The organism is Wolbachia endosymbiont of Drosophila simulans wHa, from assembly GCF_000376605.1.
In the GTDB taxonomy this organism is placed as follows: domain Bacteria; phylum Pseudomonadota; class Alphaproteobacteria; order Rickettsiales; family Anaplasmataceae; genus Wolbachia; species Wolbachia pipientis.
This window is the reverse complement of record NC_021089.1, coordinates 154,449-176,536: the sequence shown is the minus strand read 5'-3', so window position 1 is coordinate 176,536 and position 22,088 is coordinate 154,449. Positions and strand designations below refer to the sequence as shown.

Annotated in this window: 14 protein-coding genes and 2 pseudogenes; 8 read left to right on the top strand and 8 right to left on the bottom strand. The window is 35.2% G+C overall.

Annotated elements, in window-relative coordinates:
* The first annotated feature begins 859 nt into the window (after nt 1-859).
* The gene (guaA, locus tag WHA_RS00850) at nt 860-2,422 is read left to right on the top strand and encodes a glutamine-hydrolyzing GMP synthase (protein ID WP_015588860.1); all 1,563 of its coding nucleotides are present in this window, start codon (nt 860-862) and stop codon (nt 2,420-2,422) included.
* Between the two features lie 32 nt (nt 2,423-2,454).
* On the opposite strand, the gene WHA_RS00845 is transcribed toward guaA, so the two are convergent.
* Nucleotides 2,455-3,162: a TerC family protein gene (locus WHA_RS00845; RefSeq protein ID WP_015588859.1), complete on the bottom strand. Its 708-nt coding sequence runs from the start codon at nt 3,160-3,162 to the stop codon at nt 2,455-2,457.
* Nucleotides 3,163-3,559: 397 nt separating this feature from the next.
* On the opposite strand from WHA_RS00845, the gene WHA_RS00840 reads away from it, so the two are divergent.
* From WHA_RS00840 to mutS, 3 genes are all read left to right on the top strand, one after another.
* Nucleotides 3,560-3,742 (top strand): hypothetical protein, encoded by a 183-nt coding sequence (locus tag WHA_RS00840; protein ID WP_006279522.1) that lies wholly within the window; start codon nt 3,560-3,562, stop codon nt 3,740-3,742.
* 185 nt (nt 3,743-3,927) lie between these two features.
* Nucleotides 3,928-4,746, top strand: a complete 819-nt coding sequence (locus WHA_RS00835) for an ankyrin repeat domain-containing protein (protein ID WP_015588858.1) — start codon at nt 3,928-3,930, stop codon at nt 4,744-4,746.
* 478 nt (nt 4,747-5,224) lie between these two features.
* On the top strand, nt 5,225-7,735 hold the full coding sequence (gene mutS / locus WHA_RS00830) for a DNA mismatch repair protein MutS (protein WP_041573500.1): 2,511 nt from the start codon (nt 5,225-5,227) through the stop codon (nt 7,733-7,735).
* A gap of 988 nt (nt 7,736-8,723) precedes the next feature.
* Here the strand turns inward: mutS and WHA_RS00825 are convergent.
* A complete protein-coding gene (locus tag WHA_RS00825; RefSeq protein WP_007548550.1) occupies nt 8,724-9,122 on the bottom strand; it encodes a hypothetical protein in 399 nt (132 codons plus the stop codon).
* Nucleotides 9,123-9,255: 133 nt separating this feature from the next.
* On the opposite strand from WHA_RS00825, the gene WHA_RS00820 reads away from it, so the two are divergent.
* From WHA_RS00820 to WHA_RS00810, 3 genes are all read left to right on the top strand, one after another.
* A complete protein-coding gene (locus tag WHA_RS00820; RefSeq protein ID WP_015588856.1) occupies nt 9,256-10,434 on the top strand; it encodes a ribonuclease D in 1,179 nt (392 codons plus the stop codon).
* Between the two features lie 311 nt (nt 10,435-10,745).
* Nucleotides 10,746-11,333, top strand: a complete 588-nt coding sequence (gene coaE / locus WHA_RS00815) for a dephospho-CoA kinase (RefSeq protein WP_006280338.1) — start codon at nt 10,746-10,748, stop codon at nt 11,331-11,333.
* 684 nt (nt 11,334-12,017) lie between these two features.
* Nucleotides 12,018-13,421, top strand: a complete 1,404-nt coding sequence (locus tag WHA_RS00810; RefSeq protein WP_015588855.1) for an NAD(P)H-dependent flavin oxidoreductase — start codon at nt 12,018-12,020, stop codon at nt 13,419-13,421.
* Between the two features lie 48 nt (nt 13,422-13,469).
* Here WHA_RS00810 and WHA_RS07445 read toward each other — a convergent pair.
* The 3 genes and pseudogenes from WHA_RS07445 to WHA_RS00790 form a co-directional block, all read right to left on the bottom strand.
* Nucleotides 13,470-14,547: pseudogene (locus tag WHA_RS07445) on the bottom strand (IS3 family transposase).
* 170 nt (nt 14,548-14,717) lie between these two features.
* Nucleotides 14,718-15,890: a porin gene (locus tag WHA_RS00795; RefSeq protein ID WP_015588854.1), complete on the bottom strand. Its 1,173-nt coding sequence runs from the start codon at nt 15,888-15,890 to the stop codon at nt 14,718-14,720.
* Between the two features lie 62 nt (nt 15,891-15,952).
* The gene (locus WHA_RS00790) at nt 15,953-16,768 is read right to left on the bottom strand and encodes a hypothetical protein (protein ID WP_015588853.1); all 816 of its coding nucleotides are present in this window, start codon (nt 16,766-16,768) and stop codon (nt 15,953-15,955) included.
* A 233-nt stretch (nt 16,769-17,001) separates the two neighbouring features.
* Here WHA_RS00790 and WHA_RS00785 point away from each other — a divergent pair, with 233 nt between their 5' ends.
* Entirely contained in the window at nt 17,002-17,787 is a 786-nt protein-coding gene (locus WHA_RS00785; protein ID WP_015588852.1) for an enoyl-ACP reductase FabI, read from the top strand.
* Here WHA_RS00785 and secD read toward each other — a convergent pair.
* The 3 genes and pseudogenes from secD to guaB all read right to left on the bottom strand — a co-directional run bounded on the left by secD (nt 17,784) and on the right by guaB (nt 21,995).
* Nucleotides 17,784-19,292 (bottom strand): protein translocase subunit SecD, encoded by a 1,509-nt coding sequence (gene secD / locus WHA_RS00780; protein ID WP_015588851.1) that lies wholly within the window; start codon nt 19,290-19,292, stop codon nt 17,784-17,786. The genes WHA_RS00785 and secD overlap by 4 nt on opposite strands.
* Nucleotides 19,293-19,456: 164 nt before the next feature.
* Nucleotides 19,457-20,438: pseudogene (locus WHA_RS07440) on the bottom strand (IS3 family transposase).
* A 63-nt stretch (nt 20,439-20,501) separates the two neighbouring features.
* The gene (guaB, locus tag WHA_RS00770) at nt 20,502-21,995 is read right to left on the bottom strand and encodes an IMP dehydrogenase (RefSeq protein ID WP_015588850.1); all 1,494 of its coding nucleotides are present in this window, start codon (nt 21,993-21,995) and stop codon (nt 20,502-20,504) included.
* Nucleotides 21,996-22,088 lie beyond the last annotated feature (93 nt).

Sequence of the window (22,088 nt, the reverse complement as noted above, 5' to 3'; positions counted from 1 at the left end):
GAGAGAAAGTTAAGCAAATGGGTAAATAGACTTCTTGCATAACCATATAACGCACTTTTATTGGGAATAGAAACGAAAAAACTTTCTTGACAAACTCCGCCAGCCCTCTTATCATAAAATTGAAGCTATTTATTTATCTTCTCTGTACAGATTAAATGACAAAAAAACTCACGTATCTGGCGTCTCATGTTTAATTTTTTGCACTATGTGCACCTTATGTCTTTATCAAACTTCTACCTACATAAGCTGAAACGCGCTTATAAAGCGTTTAAAACATAAAAAAACGCCAACTTAAAAAATGGATAGTGAATAACTAGCTACCCTAGGGTTTCTTTTGCCTTTTTTTCTGTTTAGTAAATTTCTTAACGTTTATAATTTAGATTAGTTGCGGTTTAAAAGCAACTGAATCGCGGTTATTAAGTGTTTAGAATAAAAAAACGCCATACTTGAAAGTATAATGTAAGTAATTAGCCAACCACGGGGCTTCTTTTGCCTTTTTTTTGATTTGGTAAATTTCTTAAACATTTATGGCTAAACGACAATCGTCATCCCGCTACTTGTTAGCGGGATCTATTGCCGAGATACCGCGAATGAATCGCGGTATGACGGTTCGCGGTGGCATGACGATAAAGTTTATACCTCGTCATCCCGCTGCTTGTTAGCGGCTGAGATACTGCGGCGGTATGACGTAGATTGCTGTCATTCCGCTACTAGTTAGCGCCGCAGCGGTATGGTGTAGGAAAATTAGCTATATAGCTAACTTGTACCACGCGTTAAAGCTTTTAAACAGGTCTTGGTTTACTTACTCCATTATTTTCTTTATTATCAGATATCATTTTAAATAATATGGAGGAGCAAATTGTCAGCAATTGCCATTATTGATTTTGGTTCACAGTTTACACAGCTTATCGCAAGACAAGTAAGAGGAATGGGCGTTTATTGTGAGATATTTCCAAGCAACATCAGTTTTGAAACAATATCAAAATTCAATGGGTTTATTCTCTCTGGAGGACCACAATCTGTAAATGATGATTGTTCTGAAACAAGTAGAGTAGTACATGAAATTATAAAACTTAATGAGGCAACAAGCGTTCCTATACTTGGAATATGCTATGGACAGCAACTCATTTGTCATTATTTTGGAGCAAAAGTAAAAGAGAGTTTCAAACAGGAGTTTGGTAGAACTAAAATCAAGATACTAAAAGAATCCCCCATTGTAAAGGATAACTGGGATGTTAATTCTGAAGTGGATGTATTAATGAACCATGCGGACAGTGTTGATACTATACCACAGGGATTTACTGTTATCGCATCAGGTGTGATAAATCAAACAATTGCAATGATTGTTAACGAACAGCGAAAGATTTACTGTACTCAATTCCATCCTGAAGTGAGGCCCACAACAAATGGCAGTAAATTGCTCTCTAACTTCTTGGATATTGCAAATTGCGAAAGAGACTGGACAATGAAGTCGTTTATTGAGGAGCAAAAGGAAAAAATCAAAAATGTAGTAGGAGAGAAAAAAGTAATCGCTGCAGTAAGTGGTGGGGTTGATTCAAGTGTTGCAGCGGCTCTCACATATAAAGCTATAGGAAAACAATTAAACTGTATTTTTATCGATACTGGGTTGTTACGCAAGAACCAGACCATTGCTATGTTGAAAGAGATTCCGATAAACTACGTTGATAAATCAAATTTATTTTTGAGTAGATTGAAGGGAATAACTGATCCAGAAGAAAAACGAAAAATTATCGGTAACACTTTTATTGAAGTGTTTGAAGAAGAAGCAAAAAAAATAGGTGATGTGGATTTTTTGATGCAAGGTACCATCTACTCTGATGTAGTTGAGTCAGGGCATGCCTCAGACAACACTAGTACAATTAAGTCTCACCATAATGTTGGTGGGTTGCCAGAAAAGATGAATCTGAAGTTAGTGGAGCCTTTACGTTACCTCTTTAAAGATGAGGTAAGGCTACTTGGAAAGGAAATTGGGCTTTCAGACGAGATAATATTTCAACATCCATTTCCTGGACCCGGACTTGCAGTGAGGATTATAAGTGAAGTCGATAAAGAAAAGGTGCAAATATTGCAAGAAGTAGATGAAATATATATTAATACGATGAAAAATTACGATCTATATGATAAGATATGGCAAGCTTTTGCTGTATTATTACCAATAAAAACTGTAGGCGTTATGGGAGATGGTCGTACGTATGGATATGTTTGTGCTTTAAGGGCTGTAACATCATCTGATGGTATGACAGCTGATGCATTTCCATTTGAAAATAAGGATCAACACTTGCTAGTATTTTGGGATTTTTTACAGAATGTTGGCAGTATAATTGTTAATAATGTTCCCGGAGTAAATAGAGTTGTTTATGATATCACTTCTAAACCACCCGCAACTATTGAGTGGGAGTAAATCAAAAAGATCCCGCTGCTTGTTAGCTGGATCTAGAGATACCGCGAATGAATCGCGGTATGAAGGTTAATTTTCTTTATTTTGCTTATAATTTCCACAAGCAGTGCAAACATAAATGAAGAATACAAATATCCTTTTGGTAATTCTATATGAAATCCATGAAGTATGAGGTACACACCGACAAGTAAAATAAATAAAATGGCGATTATTTTTAACCCTGGGTTAGATTTGATTAACTGGGCGGTATAACTTGATAAAAACAGCATTGCTAGCATGGAAAATGTAAATGCTGTAGCAATTATTACCATGTTATAAGTTAGTGCTATAGCAGTTAATATCGAATCAACCGAAAAAACTAAATCTATTAATATAATTTGTAGCACAACTAAAAAAAATTTTGATTTAACGTTTGCTTTCTTTTTATTTTTCTTACATACAAAGATGTCATCCCGTAACTCCATAGAGCTCTTAACAATAAGGAATAATCCCCCTGCGATCATAAGTAAATCCCTTGCTGATGCAGTGTGAAATATAGGTTTTTGCATTGACAATATAGATGATGTAAAAAATAGTATTACAAAACGCATTAATAGTGCTAATCCAAGGCCCATAAGGCGCACTCTTTCTCTCAGCGCATTTGGTACCTTATCTATTGCTAGAGAAATAAAGATTAAATTGTCTACACTAAGTATAGTTTCAAGTAGTGTAAGTGTCAGTAAAGTCCAAGCATCAGTTAGCATTTTTGTTTCAAATTCGGTTCTTCTTACTCTACAATAGATGTGTAAAAATTAAGTGACTTCACTCAGAAGTTTTATAGCAGTTCTCCAGAAAAACAGGATATATAAAGTTCAGCAGCTTCTTCTATTTTCGTTTTTGAGCAAAATCAATAATAAGAGAGTTTCTTATTTTCATGCACGCAAATAAGATAAAGCCTTATTTTCATTTTTGACTTTATTTGAAAATAATATATACTATAAAAATAGTGTGCTAGGTTGAATGAATGTATATTAAAGGATCACCATCAGGCAAAGTATTCGCTGGTTATCAGGCATTTATACCAAGCCCCTTGCCACCAAAATTTGAATGGGACAATGATTTAGTTAATAGTCTTTAAACCCTTACTTTACTATAAGGAAAGTGGTTGAAAACTTAGGTGTCGTATTTACAACAGCCCAAAGAGCAATCGTAAAGCTTGAAGATTTAGGCATCGTTTCACAAACTTCTCAAGGAAAGAGAGATCGGGTTTATTGTGCAACTGATATTTTGAATATTCTAGAAGAACCAACTAAGATTACAGAGAACTTCGATAGCACATTGTAGCTATTGTGATGAATAAATTCAGCAAACAGCAAGCTTAAAGAGTCTGATCCAATGGACATGCTGAACAAAAAGTAAGGAGCTCCTTTTGGAGGATTATATTAACTTATTAATTAATTGCTTGACTTTTAGCAGGATTTATTATATTATTTATTAATGAGCAATGCAATCAAACCAAGGAGGATAGCATGATAAATAATTTGGATTCAATAATTCTTGGAATAAAAGATGGTGAAAAGGCGATTGAAGATTTAAGGGTTGTTCTTAAAAAAAGAAAAGAAGAAGTTATTACTACACAGACATTTAATTACGCTTTACGATGCCCAAAAACTACAAAGGAAGCGATAGTACACGAAATTCTGCTTCATTTTATACAAAATCCTGGCGAGCAATCACTAGAACAAGTGATACAATGCTTAGATAGAGCAATACAATCTGGGATATATGCAAAAAACAACCCAATAAGAAATCTAGATGAAGAATTTCGTACTCATATAAACTTTAAAGATGAAGAGGGAAATACATTACTACATCATGCAGTTATAGGTAATAAAACTGAAGAAATAATCACCCTTCTTGTTACATATAGTGCAAATCCTTTGATACAAAACGCGGATAATAAAATTCCTTTAGATTTAGCTCAAGGAGAAACAAAAGAAGTGCTTATTAAAAGTATGAAAAAACAAGCTAATACGAAAAAAGAAAGCGCTATGGTAGGCAGTTTGGTGCCTGGCGTAATAATTGGTGGTTTTCTTGGTGTTGTACTTGGAGCTGGTGTGTGTGTTGCAGTAAGTCTTTCTGATGGTATGATACTAGGTGTAATGATAGCATCTTCTCTTGTTGCTAGTATAGCTATTGGACTGGCCATGTATTTTTTGAGTCAAGACTATGAACAGGCTAAAGCGATAGAAAAAACTATTAGCACTGTTAGCTCTGAAATATCTGTTGATGATACAACTGCCGCTAATAAAAATAATAAAGAAGGGCCACAACTTACATATAGCTGACCCAAGCAACACGTCATACCGCGATTCATTCGCGGTATAGATTCCGCTAACTGGTAGCGGAATGACGAATGTGTCGTTTTTCAAATTGTCGTAAGTCACTTTAGCTATAATACACACAAGGAGGGTGTCATCCCAGCGCCCCTATGATGTCATCCCAGTGCTTGACACTGGGATCCAGAAAAGTTTGCTTGTAAACTAGCATGGAAAGTAGCTGATCTTACACTAAATGAATGTTTTTGATGAGGTTGCATAGAAGCTGGATTCCAGCGTCACGCGCTGGAATGACAACTGCGTTTTTTGTTTTTTTGTCATCAAATACTCCTACTCTTTATGTCATCCAAGTGTCCTGACTACTTGGATCCAAGAAATTTAATTGTTTTAAATTTTTCCCTCTATACACCTATTTAAAATTTATGTTATCCACATGTGCAATATAATCTATAATAACGTTTATCAATACAATATATTAAAAAATATTATGAGCTTCGTAAAAGAAAAAAACACCCCTGTGATGGAGCAGTATTTGAACCTGAAAGCTCAATACAAAGATCATCTGCTATTTTATAGGCTAGGAGATTTTTATGAATTGTTTTTCGATGATGCTATTAAAGCTGCGAAATTGCTGAATATAGTGCTCACTAAGAGAGGTAATTCGTGTGGGCAAGAAATACCAATGTGTGGAGTGCCAGCACACAGTAGTGAATCTTACCTACACAAGCTAATAGATTTAGGATTCAAAGTAGCAATCTGTGACCAATTAGAAACTGCTGATGAAGCAAAAAAGAGGGGCTATAAATCCATAGTAAAACGTGATGTAGTGCGAGTTGTAACTCCAGGTACAATTATAGAAGATTCACTACTGGAGGATAAAAGCAATAATTATCTCGCGTCCATAGTTGAACAAAATGACGAATATGCTATTAGTTGGCTTGAATTATCGACGGGAAAATTTTTTCACACTTTAACGAGTTTGAAAGCTCTAGATAGTGATTTATTGCGTATATCACCAAGAGAATTATTAATTTCTGAAAAATTCACTGAGGATGAAAAAATTAGATCGATTTTAAAAAATTATAAAATATCAATTACGCAACACGCACAGAGTTTTTTTGAGTATAGTAAATCTCACAGAACGTTATGCGAGTTTTATAAAATCAGGGAACTTGGGAGTATAGGAAATTTCAGCAAAGTAGAAATCATGGCGTGTGGTGCACTGCTTGAATATGTCAGAGTAACGCAAAGGGGCTCCATTCCAAGGCTTGAATTCCCAAAAACCTATAAGCAACAAAATTTCATGCTTATTGATGCTTCAGCAAGGAGAAATCTTGAGTTGTTTTCAACTCAATTTGGTGAAAAGAAAGGTTCACTAATTTCAGTTATTGATCATACAGTTACAGCTTCTGGTGGACGCCTGCTCAAACAAATGCTCGCTTCACCCCTTGCTTGCTCCAAGGCAATCAATTTGAGGCTCAGCACCGCTCAATTTTTTGTAAATAATCATGAGCCACGCAGAAAAATACGAGAGATATTATCTAACATTCCAGATATTGAGAGGTCTTTATCGCGCTTAATACTAGGGCGTGGTTCACCAAAGGATATGAACCTATTGAAAATAGGCCTAGGAAAGACTTTAGAGTTGTCTGAGTTTCTGTCTACCTTGCATAATTATTGTTTAAGTGAAAAATCAGAAATTAACTCTCAGATGTCATTCCAGTGCTTGACCGGAGAAAAGGAACCAGTGTCTACTACTCAGGTGATAAGTAGTGACGAGAGTGAACTCAGCACAATACATAAGAGCCTTGGTAATCATAAAGACCTATTTGAACTGCTAAATAGTGCTATACTTGATAATAATCTCAGTTCCGTGAAAGAGGGAGGGTTTATCTACCCAAAATACAACTCAGAATTATCTGAGTTATCTTATATATTGAACAACAGTAACAAGTTGGTAACTAAGCTCCGTGAATCTTATCGCGACCTAACTGGCATTGCCGCACTCAAAATATTGCACAACAATATACTCGGTTATTACGTTGAAGTATCAGCAAATCACAAAATAACTTCGGATATATTTATTCATAGGCAAAGCTTAGCAAATAGCATGCGCTACACTACTAATGAATTGAAAGAACTAGAAAATAAAATTCTTACGGCACGTGATGCTGCAATCGGCTTAGAAATGAAAATTTTTAGTGAACTGTGTAGTGAAGTTGCTAAAGAGTCTGAAAAAATTGCTCTTGCTGCAAATGCTTTGGCAAAACTTGATATTAGAACCGCGTTTGCAGAGCTTGCAGTGCAAAATAATTACGTAAAACCCATTATTGATGACAGCAAAGAGTTCAATATCTGTAGCGGAAGACATCCAGTGGTTGAAGTTAACGATAAATTCATTGCAAATAGCATCAATGTAGCTGGTATACATCTAATTACTGGTCCTAATATGGCTGGAAAAAGCACTTTCTTGAGGCAAAACGCTCTCATTGCAATTTTAGCTCACATGGGGTCATTTGTGCCAGCAGAGAGTGTACATATTGGAGTGATTGACAAGATATTCAGCAGGGTTGGCGCAACGGATAATATAACAGCTGGTTATTCTACCTTCATGGTAGAGATGATCGAAACAGCAACGATAGTAAATCAGGCAACGGACCGTTCCTTGGTGATACTTGATGAAATTGGTAGGGGCACAGGGGTGTATGATGGATTATCTATTGCACAGGCGGTGATTGAACATATTCACAATGTAAATAAGTGCCGCGCCATTTTTGCAACTCATTATCATGAATTAACTAAAGTAAGCAAATACTTGAAGAACGTGAAATGTTTTTGTGTAAAAATAAGAGAGTGGAACGGAGAGGTTATCTTTCTACATGAAGTAATTGAAGGCATTGCAGATGAGTCATATGGAATACATGTAGCAAAACTTGCTGGTTTTCCTGATTCTGTTTTAAATAGAGCAAGTGAGGTATTTGAGGAGCTGAAGGCTTGAATCATTATTATAAGTGAAGAATTACCTATACAATCGTGGTAGTAGCTATAGAAACGAAAAACTTACTTGACACCCTTCGCCAGCGCCCTTATCATGATAATGAAGCTATTGTATTTGCTTTCGCCAATCTGCAGATTAAAAGGTAAGGATTACTTAATGTATCGGCGTCTTATGTTCAATTTTTTGCAGTATATAGATACTGTATGTCTTTACAAAACTTCATCTACATCTAGATTTTTATCTAAATAAGCTGAACGCGCTTATAAAGCGTTACAAGACATCAAAAAATGCCAATACTCGACAGAGATAGTAAAAGACTAGCTAACTCGGGGATTCTTTGTCTTTTTTCTGCTTGGTAAATTTCTTAAACATTTGCAGCGTAAGTTAGTTGCAATTAAAAGCGGCTGAATCTCGCTTGTCAAGCGTTTAAAACATAAAAAACGCCAATATTTTAAAGCGGATAATAACCCCAGGGCTTCTTTTGCCTTTTTTTTCATTTGGTAAATTTCTTAATGTTTGTGGCTAACATGAACAAACATTTGAGAGTAACTTCCGCTAGTAGGGTGTCATCCCAGTGTCTGGGCACTGGGATGACAAAAAAAGGAGGCTACTCGGATGACAGCTAGCCTGACAACCGTCATCCCGCTGCTTGTTAGCGGGATCTCTTGTTAGCGCCGCGGCGGTATGACGTAGAATTTTACACTCACCAATTCAGTGTCCAATCTGGATTCCAGACTGGAATGACACCCTTTTGGATGGAAACCAGTGTCAGGACACTGGGATGACAAGAAAGAGGCTACTTGGATGATACCTATAGCCCTGTCATTCCAGCGCGTGACGCTGGAATCTAGTTCTTATTATATATCCAGAGATTTACTATATTAGTAATATCAAACTAGATCAATTCTTGCTACTTCAATTTTTCTTTCAGTTAATTCCTGCCTGGCACGTTAAGTCTAGCCTTTTATAAATGAACCAGAATTATAATTTATCTTTTAAAAATCTCAAATGTAATAAATTTATGTTTTAAAGGATTTGATATATCAAATTTTATTGTATTTACTTTCTCATCAAAAACTATAGTATTCTCATCTATGTGATATCTGTCTATTTGATATGCTAGTGAAAATGCGTCAAGCTTATCAGAAGTTGGAGGAGATTTATATACCACTACATTTAAAGTTTCTAAGTCTAAGTTCACTCTAACAGTCACAACACCTTGTTCAAACGAACTTTCAAACAAACCTTGAATAGATTCACCATGCATACATGGCGGGTCCATTCTTACAGCAGATATACATCGATTATATATTGCATCCCCTGAACCGTTGTGCATGCACATCGTAAAATCTTTACTTCCTTGAAAAAGGTCTATAAAATCTACCATAACACTTCACCACTACATAACAAACACTTTATAATATTATAAGTAACTAGCAAGCTCCATTACTAATTTCGTAGTGACTCTAATTGCAAAATTTAATATAAGTAGTAAAGTAGAACCACTGAATAAAAAACATATGTTAATTAATACAACGTCGGAGCTGGAGGACATATGTGAGGGGTTGATAGCAAAAAAGCCAAAATTTATAGCAGTTGACACGGAGTTCATTAGAAATAATTTAATCTACTACCCAAAATTATCGTTAATTCAAATTTCTTACGGAGAGAAGAGTTTTATTGTAGACGCATTAGTGCCAGAAATTGATTTATCATTCATTAAGAAAATAATGCTAAATCAGGGGATAACCAAAGTGTTTCATAGCTGCCGGCAGGATATAGAATCCTTACTCACTGTATTTAAATGTATTCCCACTCCCATTTTTGATACCCAAGTTGCTGCTATGTTTTGTCATTATTATCATGACTTTATTGGTTACTCAAAAGTAGTGGAGCAATATCAAGGAATAGCACTGGATAAAATTAAAGCTAAAAATTCAGATTGGTTAAGGCGTCCGTTGTCCGAAGATCAGTTAGATTATGCAGTAAACGACGTGGTACACCTATATGACCTATACCAAATATTGTGCAATAAACTTGAAGAAAATAATAGGATGGGTTGGTTTCAAGAAGAGATGGAATCAATAGTTGATATAAATAAGTATTTACATAGCCCAAAAGATGCATGGAAGAGGATTAAATTTAATTATGAAGTAAATCCAAGATTGATACTAACTGTTAAAGCAGTTAGTGAGTGGCAAGAAACCTTAGCACAGCGCTATAATATGAACCGTAATAAAATAATCAATAATGCTGTAATAGCTGATTTTATTGAAAAAAATGTAGAGCATGTTGATGAGATTTTAGATGATCTCAAGAGGAATACAGAAAATATAAAAGATGCGGATTTACTAGAGTTTGTGAATATTTTTAATGAAAATGAGAGAAATTGGATGCAGCAAAACAACACCTTATCGAGTAATTATGATAAATCTGTACTTGATATACTCTCAATTATTTTAGATAGTAAATGTAAAGAAAGTAACATATCAAGGAAATTAGTTTCTTCAAAAGATGAGTTAACCGGGTCAATATCTAGACAGACAGATAAATTATTCAAGGGATGGAGATATGATTTTTTTGGCAGGTCAGTTGAATCATTTTTGAACACAAGCTCAAAATTTGAGATTTCAGCAGTGAAATCCGCAAATAATATAACCAAAATTCAGAGTAATTTAGTGGAGAATAACTGTTGCTAAAGTAACTTAGATTTATCGACAATCGTCATCCCGCTACGTGTTAGTGGCTAAGAGATACCGCGGCGGTATGACGGTTAAGTAGGGTGTCATCCCAGTGCCTTGACTACTTCGATCCAGGAAAATTGATTGTAAACGAGCAAACATTTTCGATAAAATTACCAAAAAGCTAGATCCCAGACTGGGATGACACCACCTACAAATTGCAATGTTCGTATAGTTATGTGCTTGACACTGGGATCTAGAAAATCTAGTTAATATATATAGAGAAACCTTAGCTATAGTTTCAAAAGAAGTCGAATGTATTTTGTTATATGATTATAAGTCTAACAGGCGGAATTGGGGTAGGAAAGAGCTTTGTAGCTAATTGCTTTCAAGAGTTTGGTGCTGTTGTATTTGATGCTGATTCTGTTGTACACCAACTTTATAAAGTGGATAAAAGCATAATAAGTTATGCAGAGAAAAATTTTCCTGGAGTGGTAGTAAATGGTGAAATAGATAGAACAGTACTGTCTAAATATTTCTTAGCCTACGATGAAAATTGGAAACAATTTCAATCTTTGGTTCACTCTGCTGTGCTGCGTGAATTAGAATTTTTTATTGCCAAGGAAAAAAAGATCGATAGAAAACTTTTAGTTTTAGATGTGCCACTTCTATTAGAAACAAAATTTTATTTATATTGCGACCTTATTGTTTTTGTTCATGCAGATAGCGTTGTGCAAGCTCAAAGACTTAACGAACGCAACATAGATAAAGAAAAGCTTAATCTAATCTCCGATGTTCAGTTATCTATTGAGGAGAAAAGGAAGATGAGTGACTTTATTATCGATACCAGTGTAAGCAAAGAGTATGTTTTTTCTCAAGTAAAAGATATAGTGGATTCATTAAACCTAAACACGTAGCTCTACGTCATACCGCCGCGGTATCTCTAGATCCCGCTAACAAGCAGCGGGATGACGGTTGTCAGGATCCCAGCAGCCTCCCTCCCCTGTCATCCAAGTAGCCCCCTATGGTGTCATCCCAGTGCCCAGACACTGGGATCCAGGAAAATTGATTGTGCACTATAGCAACATTTTTGATCAAAAACTGGATTCCAGTGGGCTTTGTTGCATCGCTACTTATGAAAGGCTAACTATAGTTAGGATTATAAGCAACCTATTGAAAATCTTGTTTTTTTGCAATCAATCTGATCAAATTTAAGAATAGTAATTTGTTATTTATATTAATAAATTTAATTCTATTGAAAATAGCTAAAGCATTGAAATTCTTGAATTTTAGCCGGATTGGTAAATGGTAGTGAAATTTCTTTTACTCAAATTTAGGTATTCATTGACCGTTCTTGTTATAAATACCAGAATAATAAGCTACTGATATTCCCTATCTTTTTTATCTTTAATCCATCATAGCTAGCGATGCAACAAAGCCATTCCAGTGTCAAGCACTGGAATGACACCCTTCCGATGGGAACTGCTCTCAAACTACAACAGCATGAGTAGCTATAGAAGCTTTAATGATACAAGAAAAAATAAACAGCTATCATTTTTTTAGTAATTAAGTAAAATAGAGTGAAAGATTGCGAGGAAGTTTTGAAAAATAAGATAAAAAAGATAGTAATTTCAGGAAAGGAAGTGTGGCCAATCATCGAGGGCGGCAAAGGCATTGCAGTTAGTGATGGAAGATCAAGCGGAGCATTTGCTGCAGCAGATGCTGTGGGTACATTTTCTGGTGCAAATGCTAAGCTTATTGATGATAATGGCAAGTTAGTGCCACTAATTTATAAAGGCAAAACAAGAAATGAAAAGCATAGTGAATTGATTGAGTATAGTATTGAAGCTGGAATTAGTCAGGCAAGAATAGCAAATGAAATATCAAAAGGTCATGGAAGAATACACATGAATGTACTTTGGGAGATGGGAGCAGCAGAACGCGTGCTTCATGGCATATTAGAAGGAGCGAAAGGTTTGATTCATGGTATTACCTGCGGTGCTGGTATGCCTTATAGGCTTGGAGAAATTGCAGCTAAATATCAGGTTTATTATTACCCTATTATCTCATCGGTGCGTGCTTTTAAAGCATTATGGAAGCGTGCTTACCAAAGAATATCTTCCTATTTGCTTGGTGGAGTAGTGTATGAAGATCCATGGCTTGCTGGAGGGCACAATGGACTCAGTAACAGTGAAGATCCAGAGCTACCACAGGCTCCATTTGAAAGAGTTGCAGAGCTTAGATCTTTCATGAACGAGATCGGTCTTTCAGAAACACCAATTGTTATGGCAGGAGGAGTGTGGCATTTGAAAGATTGGGAACATTGGTTTAACAATCTGCAAATTGGACCAATAGCTTTTCAGTTTGGCACTCGTCCACTTTTGACGAAAGAAAGCCCAATTTCTGCAGAGTGGAAAAAGAAGCTACTCACTTTAGAAGAAGGTGATGTATTTTTAAATAAATTCAGTCCAACAGGGTTTTACTCATCTGCAGTAAAAAATAACTTCATACGTGAGTTGCAGGAACGGAATTCACGTCAAATAAAGTTTTCAGAAAATGCTAGCGAAGAATTTAATAATGAATTTGCAATGGGTAGCAGAGGTAGAAAGATCTACCTTACTGCAAAAGACAAAGAACTGGCAAATACATGGACTAAAGCAGGGTACACAGAAGCAATGAAAACCCCAGATTCAACTGTTATTTTTGTGACGCCAGATAAATTTAAACAAATAAGAGAAGATCAAATCAATTGTATGGGATGTTTGAGCCATTGTTTGTTTAGCAATTGGAAAGATCATGGTGACCATTCAACAGGACGAAAGCCAGATCCGCGTAGTTTTTGCATACAAAAAACACTGCAAAACGTTATACACGATGGTGATATTGAGAACGAACTCATGTTTTCCGGGCACAATGTGTACAAATTTAAGCAAGATCCATTTTATGAGAATGGCTACGTACCGGCAGTAAAAGAACTGGTGGAAAGGATATTGACTGGGTATTGAGTCAGTGACCTTACCCAGAAAAAGTGGAGAGAAAGTTTGGAATGTTTTTTACAAAAAGAATGATGCATCAAATTGTTCTGGAATGCAATAGTTAATAGTGACGTTGTTTGTTATAAAAAATTTCTATGTATTCAAATATTGCAGTTCTAGTTTGTTGAGCAGAGTGTTGTGAAGTATCAATAAGTATTTCTCTTTTCAATGAGCTAAAGAAGCTTTCTGCAACAGAATTGTCGTAACAACAGCCTTTATTACTCATCTATATTCTTTACAGCTAAGAGATATTGATACCCTTGCGCAGTATATTGTGAACCTTGGTCACTGTGCAGCAGTAGATTTTTAACAGGTTTACGCCTATTAATGGCCATTAATAAAGAGTTCATAACCAATTGTTTATTTATTGCACTACTCATTAACTACCATACGTGAGAATTATTGCTGCCAAATATAGCCATCCCTCCTTGGTTTTGATGTAAGTAATCCCATACTTTATTTGGTTGATCAACAATAAAGTTTTGATCTAGTATATTGGGAGCTACAGCTCTATTATCTGTTTGTTGTTTTTTAATTTTAAACTTTCTTTTCAGTATAGCCCTGATGTCATTTTTCTGCATAATACTTTGCACCGTTTTCAAATTGCAACTTTTACCCAAAGCCTTCAATTCAGCATGAATTTTAGGAGTTCCATATCTACATTTAGAAACTTGATATATTTTTTGAATAGCTTCGAGTAGCTCTTTATTTGCTGATTCTCTACTGCTTATTTTTCTTGTGGTCCACTTATAGTAGCCACTAGCAGAAAATCCTACATAATTCCTGTACTTTATAGCAGTTACTATATAAAAAAATATTTTACTCTTTTTGACTGGCCAGGGCTTTTTTTTAAATGTCTCTTTCCCTTGTTACTCTTGCTTTGTAAATCAAACCTCTCTTTGTCATAAGGTGCTACATCTGGAAATGCATTTGCCGCTGACTTTTTTTCGTTATATTTCTTCATCCATTTTCCTAATACACTATCCCTTATTCCTAGATCTCTTGCTACTTTTGCAACTGGTTGACCTACCTTTCTTTGTTCATTTGCCAGTTTAACAGCTTCCAATTTGAATTCTGCTGTATATTCTCTTACCATTTCTAATCCTCCAAAATTTTATTTTACCCAAAAAAACTCTTTTCTTTCTCTCCACTTTTTCTGGGTAAGGTCAGTTTACTGGCCTCTCCATGAGTGAGATTGAAAAATTAAGTGGAAATCTGTGAACGGTTACCTTGGATGACAGAAAAGAGTGTTGGAAGGAGGCAATATTAAAAACTTAATTTCAGTCCAGCAAAGAACACATAACCAGAGTTGTTATTTTCTATTTTAGGCTCTTTTGTACTAAACTTTACAATATCGAAATAGTATGAAGTACCTAAAAAAAGAGAATTTTCAAGACTTAAAGCATATGATGTTAACTCGTTTGTACCTTCGCCTGCAATATCCCTACCACTACTAAAATATGTTAAGCTCGATTTGTAAGAATCAGAACGGTAAGCGATACCTGCATTCATATAATACGTATTATTTGTTTCAGGATTACGCTTCTCACCAGATTTACCACCATTACCATACGAAAAAATGCAATCAAGATCGAACAATTTTAGCTTCAAACCAAAATTCCAGTGTAGTAATTGATTGTGGCATTCATAATTTTTAGAAGTCCCATCTGAGCAATCAGTTAAATTTTCTCTTGCAAATTCACCAGTTAAGGCAGTAGTAAAACCTATATCATCTGACAAGCTGTTTTTATAGGAAAGGCCAGCAGCAATTAAATTGCTGTACTGTAAGTTATTTTTTCCTGGAACATAACTGAATCCGAGTTGAAAGTTATAGATTTCAGGGGAGATGTAGTTAATTGATGATTGTTTTAACCCTAGTTCGAGTTCATTATAATCGCTATAAATATTGGGCTTGACCCAGAACACCTTGTCTTGATCATATCCATGGTCACCATCTTTTTTATGATCACCGCGCAAATTTGCATAGTTTGTCCAATGACCATTTACTCCTCCAGCAGCTGCATAAATTTTTGAAGTGTTAATTAACATGCTCTGACCAACTAAACTTCTTTTACCATATTCAATTGATCCAAGTTCCTGGTTTTTTATGATAAAATACCATTCCTCCATGTCTAACTTTTCTATGTCTAACGCTTTTAGGTTTGCAATACCAGAAACCCCTGCCTTAACATTAACCCCCATTTGAGTATTTGGATAAACTTGCTGTAAATAAAGAAAGCGCAAGTATGAATAACTTGAAGTTTTATCCTTAGGCTTAGCATTGAAAGAATCTCTGTTGAAGGCGTAGCCGAATCTCAAATCTATTTTTCCGTCTAGTTCTGCATAAAATATTTCCTTATCCAAAATTGTTTTAGAGCTAGCACTATTCTGCAAAAACAATGATGAAAGCAGTGCTACCAGGTAGTACTTTAACTTCATAAATAACCTTAAATCTTTATAAAAATTTAAGTTTAAACTCAATATAAATAAAAAACAACTTTTCAGAAGGCACCGCTGGTAGATTTTGCTGCCTGTTTTTGAGCTATATTCCCATAAATTATTGATACACTTGGTAATTTTTGCATTAATAACTGCTTATTAATGGCAGAATGTATACGATTAATTATTTTAGATGTACTTTTTACATCGCAGTTAATCAAAACAAAAAGCACTTTATTCTCATCAATATACCCTAGAAAATCATCACTACGGCAATTTTTATAAAAATGTTCTATGACAACTTTCAGTGCATCATTTGTCTCGCTACAGCTACTATTTAAGCCAATTATTCCTATAGCTGCATTAATTTGATGTTGAAAGGCGAAATTCAATATAAGGTATAACTCTAAAATAGTGGACTCATTGCCCGGTATATCGAATAAGTCATGGTTTTTATATTTCTTACCCATTAGATATTCATCTCTAAAGATTCCTAATTTATGGGACAAACTGATATCACGTATTAACAGCTCATAATTTATTTTATTACTGGCAAATTGTGCAGTGCGGAAAACTTTTACTTTTGTCCTGATATCTTCTCCTTTAGCATCAGTTAAGGAAAAATCTATCACTTTAGGTAATATATCAAGTAAATCGTGCCCATTTTCGGTATACTCTAAATAATTCTTCATGTCGTCAGCTGCTCTTGCACTTAAAATATTGATTAACGGCTTATTAAGTAAATTCCCTTCCTCGTATTTTAACAAATTCCTTGCGGCTTGATTGAGCCCTAAAATTAACACGTTTTTTTTCTTATTATCCTGACAAACAGATACCACAGCATCATCTTTTCTTCTTGCAGTTATGAAATCATCCATACTTTCATTCTATACAGCGTATTTATAAGTATAATAAGATTATATTAAGATTTACTTACTTATTGATATGCTTAATTAGGTATAGACAAAATGTCATACGGGATGGCTTTGTTGTAGAAGAATCAAGATTACTGTTTATAGACTTCAAGTTACTGCAAAAAATATTTTAAAACATAGTGATATCTTGACTTTACCTAGTTAATATTCCAAATTATAAAAAAACAGATAGTTCTATGACGACAAGTCTATTACAAGGCAAAAAGGGATTAATAACCGGAATAATAAATAAGAGATCGATAGCATGCGGTATAGCAAAAGCTCTCTCAGAGCACGGGGCAGAACTTGCAATCACCTACCAGAACGAAATAATAAAAGAAAAATTATTACCAATAGCAGATGAATTAAATGTGGAGCTAATATTACACTGTGACGTTTCAAATGAAAAAATCGTAGATAACGCTTTTGAAATAATAGAGAAAAAATGGGGTACTCTTGACTTTTTGGTGCATGCAATAGCATTCTCCGATAAAAATGAGTTAGATGGTAAATATGTCAATACTTCACTGAATAACTTCCTCAATGCAATGCATATATCGTGCTATTCTTTCACTGCTTTAGCACAAAGAGCTGAAAAAATGATGTCAGGTGGTGGTAGTTTGCTTACTTTATCTTATTATGGCGCTGAAAAAGTTATGCCAAATTATAACGTTATGGGTTTATGTAAAGCAGCACTTGAAGCAAGTGTAAAATATATAGCATGTGATCTCGGGCCACAAAATATCAGAGTAAATGCAATTTCCGCTGGTCCAATCAGAACTTTAGCATCTTCTGGAATAAGCGATTTTCACTTCATATCAGAATGGAATAGAAATAATTCTCCGCTCAGACGCAATGTTACAATAGAGGATGTTGGCAAGGCAGCGCTATACTTATTAAGCGATTTAAGTAGTGGCACTACTGGAGAAATTTTGCACGTTGATTCAGGATATAACGTTGTGGGAATGAAGGTAGTTGACTAACAAAGCACTAGTTCCTTCGGGTTCATACACAACTCTATCAGGAGTTTTGTGACTGTGATTGCAGAAAACATCGAACATAAAATTCCTATTGATAAAGTGACAGAAAAGCCTCTAATTGCTCCACTGCCAATAATGAACATTATTCCTGCAGCAATTAATGTAGTGATATTTGAATCCAGTATTGTCTTTATAGCGTTTTTAAACCCTTCTTCAATAGCACGTTCCACTCTCTTGCCAGATTTTATTTCCTCACGAATTCGCTCAAATATTAAAACATTTGCATCCACCGCCATACCGACAGTGAGTGCAATACCGGCAATTCCAGGTAAAGTTAGAGTTGCTTCAAGCAGAGTGAGAATTGATAATATAAGAATTACATTAGAAAAAAGCGCAACAGAGGCCAATACACCTAATTTACCGTAAGTGATGATTATAAATAAAGCCACGGCTATAATAGAGATTGTTGCTGCCATTTCCCCTGCCTTTATTGATTCTTCTCCAAGACTTGGGCCAATGTTTTTTTCTTCAATTATTTTAAGTGGTGCTGGCAGTGCTCCAGATTTTAAAAGTATTGCAAGTTCGCTTGCTTGTTTTTCAGTAAAATTACCGCTAATTTCTCCCTCTCCATTTAAAATTGGCTCACGTATTGTAGGTACTGTTAAGACTGTGTTATCCAGAACAATTGCAAAAGGTTTTCCCACATTTTCTTTAGTGATTTTTGCGAATCTTTTACTCGCTATGCTGTCAAATTTAAAATGCACTGTTGGTTTACCTAAGTGACCAAATCTAACTGATGCGTTAACCAGCGAATCACCACCTATTTCAGTTTTGCGGAATATTGGATAAGAATTACCTAAAGAATCCTTGAGCATGACAGTGGTTTCATGGTCTATATCCTGCACCTTGGCTATGTTAGTGTTTGCCAAATGAAAAGCTAGCTTAGCAGTTTTGCCAAGCAGAGATTTTATCTGCTTGGTATCTTCTACTCCAGGCACCTGCACTAATATTTTATTCTGCCCTTGTTTTTGAACGCTGACTTCCTTTGTGCCAAGTTTGTCCAAACGGCGCTGGACATTGTTTATTGATTCTGCAGCTACTTCACTGATCAAAGAATTTTTATAATGGGGTTTATACGAAATGAGAATCGAAGAATCTTTTCTATTTAGCTCTAAATTTGGATTTATCGCATTAATCAACACAGATGCTTTTTTATAATCATCAATATTATTTAAAGTTATAACGCTATTTTGTACGTTAGATTCAATATTTTTTGTTAGCAATGTCTCTTTTATTTCGTTAGCTAGCATGCTTAGCTTTTCCTTAAAATAGAAGTCTAAGTCTATGTTTAAAAGCAAAGATGCCCCTCCTTTCAGGTCAAGGCCTAAGTTTATTCTTTTTTTCGAAATAAAAAGCTTATTATCAAAGAAATTTGGCAGTGTTATGTATAAAGCAAATAAACAGATGCATAATACTGAAAAAGATTTGACTATAAGTCTGTTATACATAAGTTGTATGTTTAAAATTGTAATAATTGATTGTAAGTTAAAAATAGATTTTTGTAAAATTCTCTATTTGACCTTACCCAGAAAAAGTAGAGAGAAAGTTAAGACGTTTTTATCATGAGAATAAATTGTGCAGGAATGCAATAGTTAATAGTAGAATGTCTACGTTATTTGTTATAAAAGATTTCTATGTATTCAAATATGGCAGTTCTGGTTTGTTGAGCGAGAAGTATCAATAAGCAGCTCCCTTTTAAGTGAACTTTTCTGCAACAGAGTTATCGTAACAACAGCCCTTATGGCTCATGCTGGAAATGATGTTTTTTGTATTCAATAGAAATTGGTAATTTTGAGAGGTATACTGTGACCCTTGATCGCTATGTAACAGCAGATTTTTATCGGGTTTGCGTTTATCAACGGCCATCAATAAAGAATCTATAACTAATTATCATGTTACTCATTAACCACCATGCGTGAATATAGGTCAATTATTGCCGCCAACAACCTTCTTTAGTTTTTATGTAGGTAATCCCAAACTTTATTTGGCTGATCAGTAGTAAAATTTTGATCCAATGTGTTCGGAGCCACAACTCGGTTGCTTATTTGCTGTTTTTTATTTTTGAACCTTCGTCTAAGCTTGGTTTTAATGCCATTTTCTTGCATAACACTTTGTACTGTTTTAATTTTTGCCTAAAGCTTTTAATTCAGCGTGAATTTTAGGGGCTCCATATCTGCATTTAGAATGCTTGATGTATTTTTTGAATATCTGCTAGAAGCCCTTCTTTTGCTAATTCTTTACTGCTTTTTTCCTTAGCAACCAATACCACCAGTACAAAACCCTACATAGTTCCTGTGTTTTATAGCAATTTCTATATAAAAGAATACTTTACTCTTTTTCTTTGCCCAGGGCTTTTTTTAAGATGTCTCTTTCTCTTATTAGCTCTTTTTTTAGATCAAATCTTTCTTTGTCATAAGGAGCCTTTGCCTGGAAATGCGTATGCTCCAGACATTTTTCCATCATATTTTCTTACTTAACATACTGCCATCTATACCTAGATCTTTTGCTATTTTTGTACTTGCTTGACCTGTTTCTTTAACCAGCTTAACAGCTTCTAATTTGAATTCTGCTGTATATTCTCTTCTATTTGTCATATTTTGAAAAAACGTTTTATTTTACTCCAAAAACGTCTTAACTTTCTCTCTACTTTTTCTGGACTACTCCGAATCGGTTGACAAATTGGACGTTTGATAAGCATAATTTGGAGCTTCTTGTGTAATGACTATATCATGAGCGTGACTCTCTCTTAATCCTGATGCAGTAATAGTAACAAATTTACAATTTTTTTTCATCTCTTCTATATTCCTATTACCAGTATACCCCATTGCAGCTTGCAATCCGCCAATCAATTGATGGATTACTCCTGAAGCTGGACCTTTGAATGGAACTCTTCCTTCCACTCCTTGTGGAACTAATTTGAGTTTTGAATCTTTATCTTGAAAATAACGGCTAGCTGAACCTCGTTTCATTGCACTAATAGATCCCATTCCTCGATAGCCTTTATATGCTCTGCCCTTATACATAATAATCTCACCTGAGCTTTCGTCAGTGCCAGCAAAAATCGAACCAATCATCACAGAGTCAGCACCAGCTGCAATAGCTTTTGCAACATCTCCTGAGTATTTTACCCCACCATCAGCAATTAGTCTGACGTTTCTTGCTCTACACGCCTCTGCAACATTCTTGATTGCAGAGAATTGTGGCACACCAACACCTGTAACTATTCTGGTTGTACAGATTGATCCTGGTCCTATTCCAACCTTCACTGCATCAACACCCGCATCAATCAACGCTTCAGCAGCCTCCTTTGTTGCAATGTTTCCGCCAATTAATTGCGTATTAGGATACATCTTTTTTATTTCCCTAATGGTATTGATAACGTTTTCGGAATGACCGTGAGCAGTATCCACAACAACTACATCAACTTCTTCTCCGATCAAAGCTTCACATCTGTCTATACCATCTTTTTTACCAGTGCCAATTGCAGCGGCAACTCTGAGACGCCCTTTACTGTCTTTACATGAATTTGGGTATCTATTGTATTTTTCAATGTCTTTAACCGTAATTAAACCTATACAACAAGAATTTTCATCTACGACCAAAAGCTTTTCTATTCTATTTTCATGCAACAATTTCATTGCTGAGGCACTATTCACTCCCTGCTCCCGCACTGTCACTAACTTATCTTTTGTCATCACTTCGGAAACTTTTACATTCATGTTCTGGTCTTCAATAAATCTCACATCTCGGTTAGTTAAAATTCCAACTAACTTGCGTTGATCGACTACAGGAATGCCAGAATAATTGTGCTCTCTCATTAATGAAATTGCTTCCGCAACTGTTTTATCCGGTGAAATCGTAATTGGGTTATACACGATCCAACTTTCATATTTTTTCACCCTTCTTACTTCTAAAACTTGTTCATCTATTGATAAATTCTTATGTATGCAACCTATCCCTCCATGTTGGGCAATAGCTATTGCAAAGCCCGATTCAGTAACAGTATCCATTGCAGAGGATATGAGAGGGATATTTAGTTCTATACTATTTGTTAAATAAGTTTTTGTATCTGCATCGCAAGGCAATATATTAGAATAGGCTGGCAAAAGAAGTATATCGTCAAACGAATAACAAGCTTCCATTTTTTTCATAGGCTTTATTTAAAGCTTATACGCCAATTAATTAAATTGCAATAGGCAAAATTAGCTAGGAGCCTTTAATTGTATAGCTCTAACTGTTTTTAG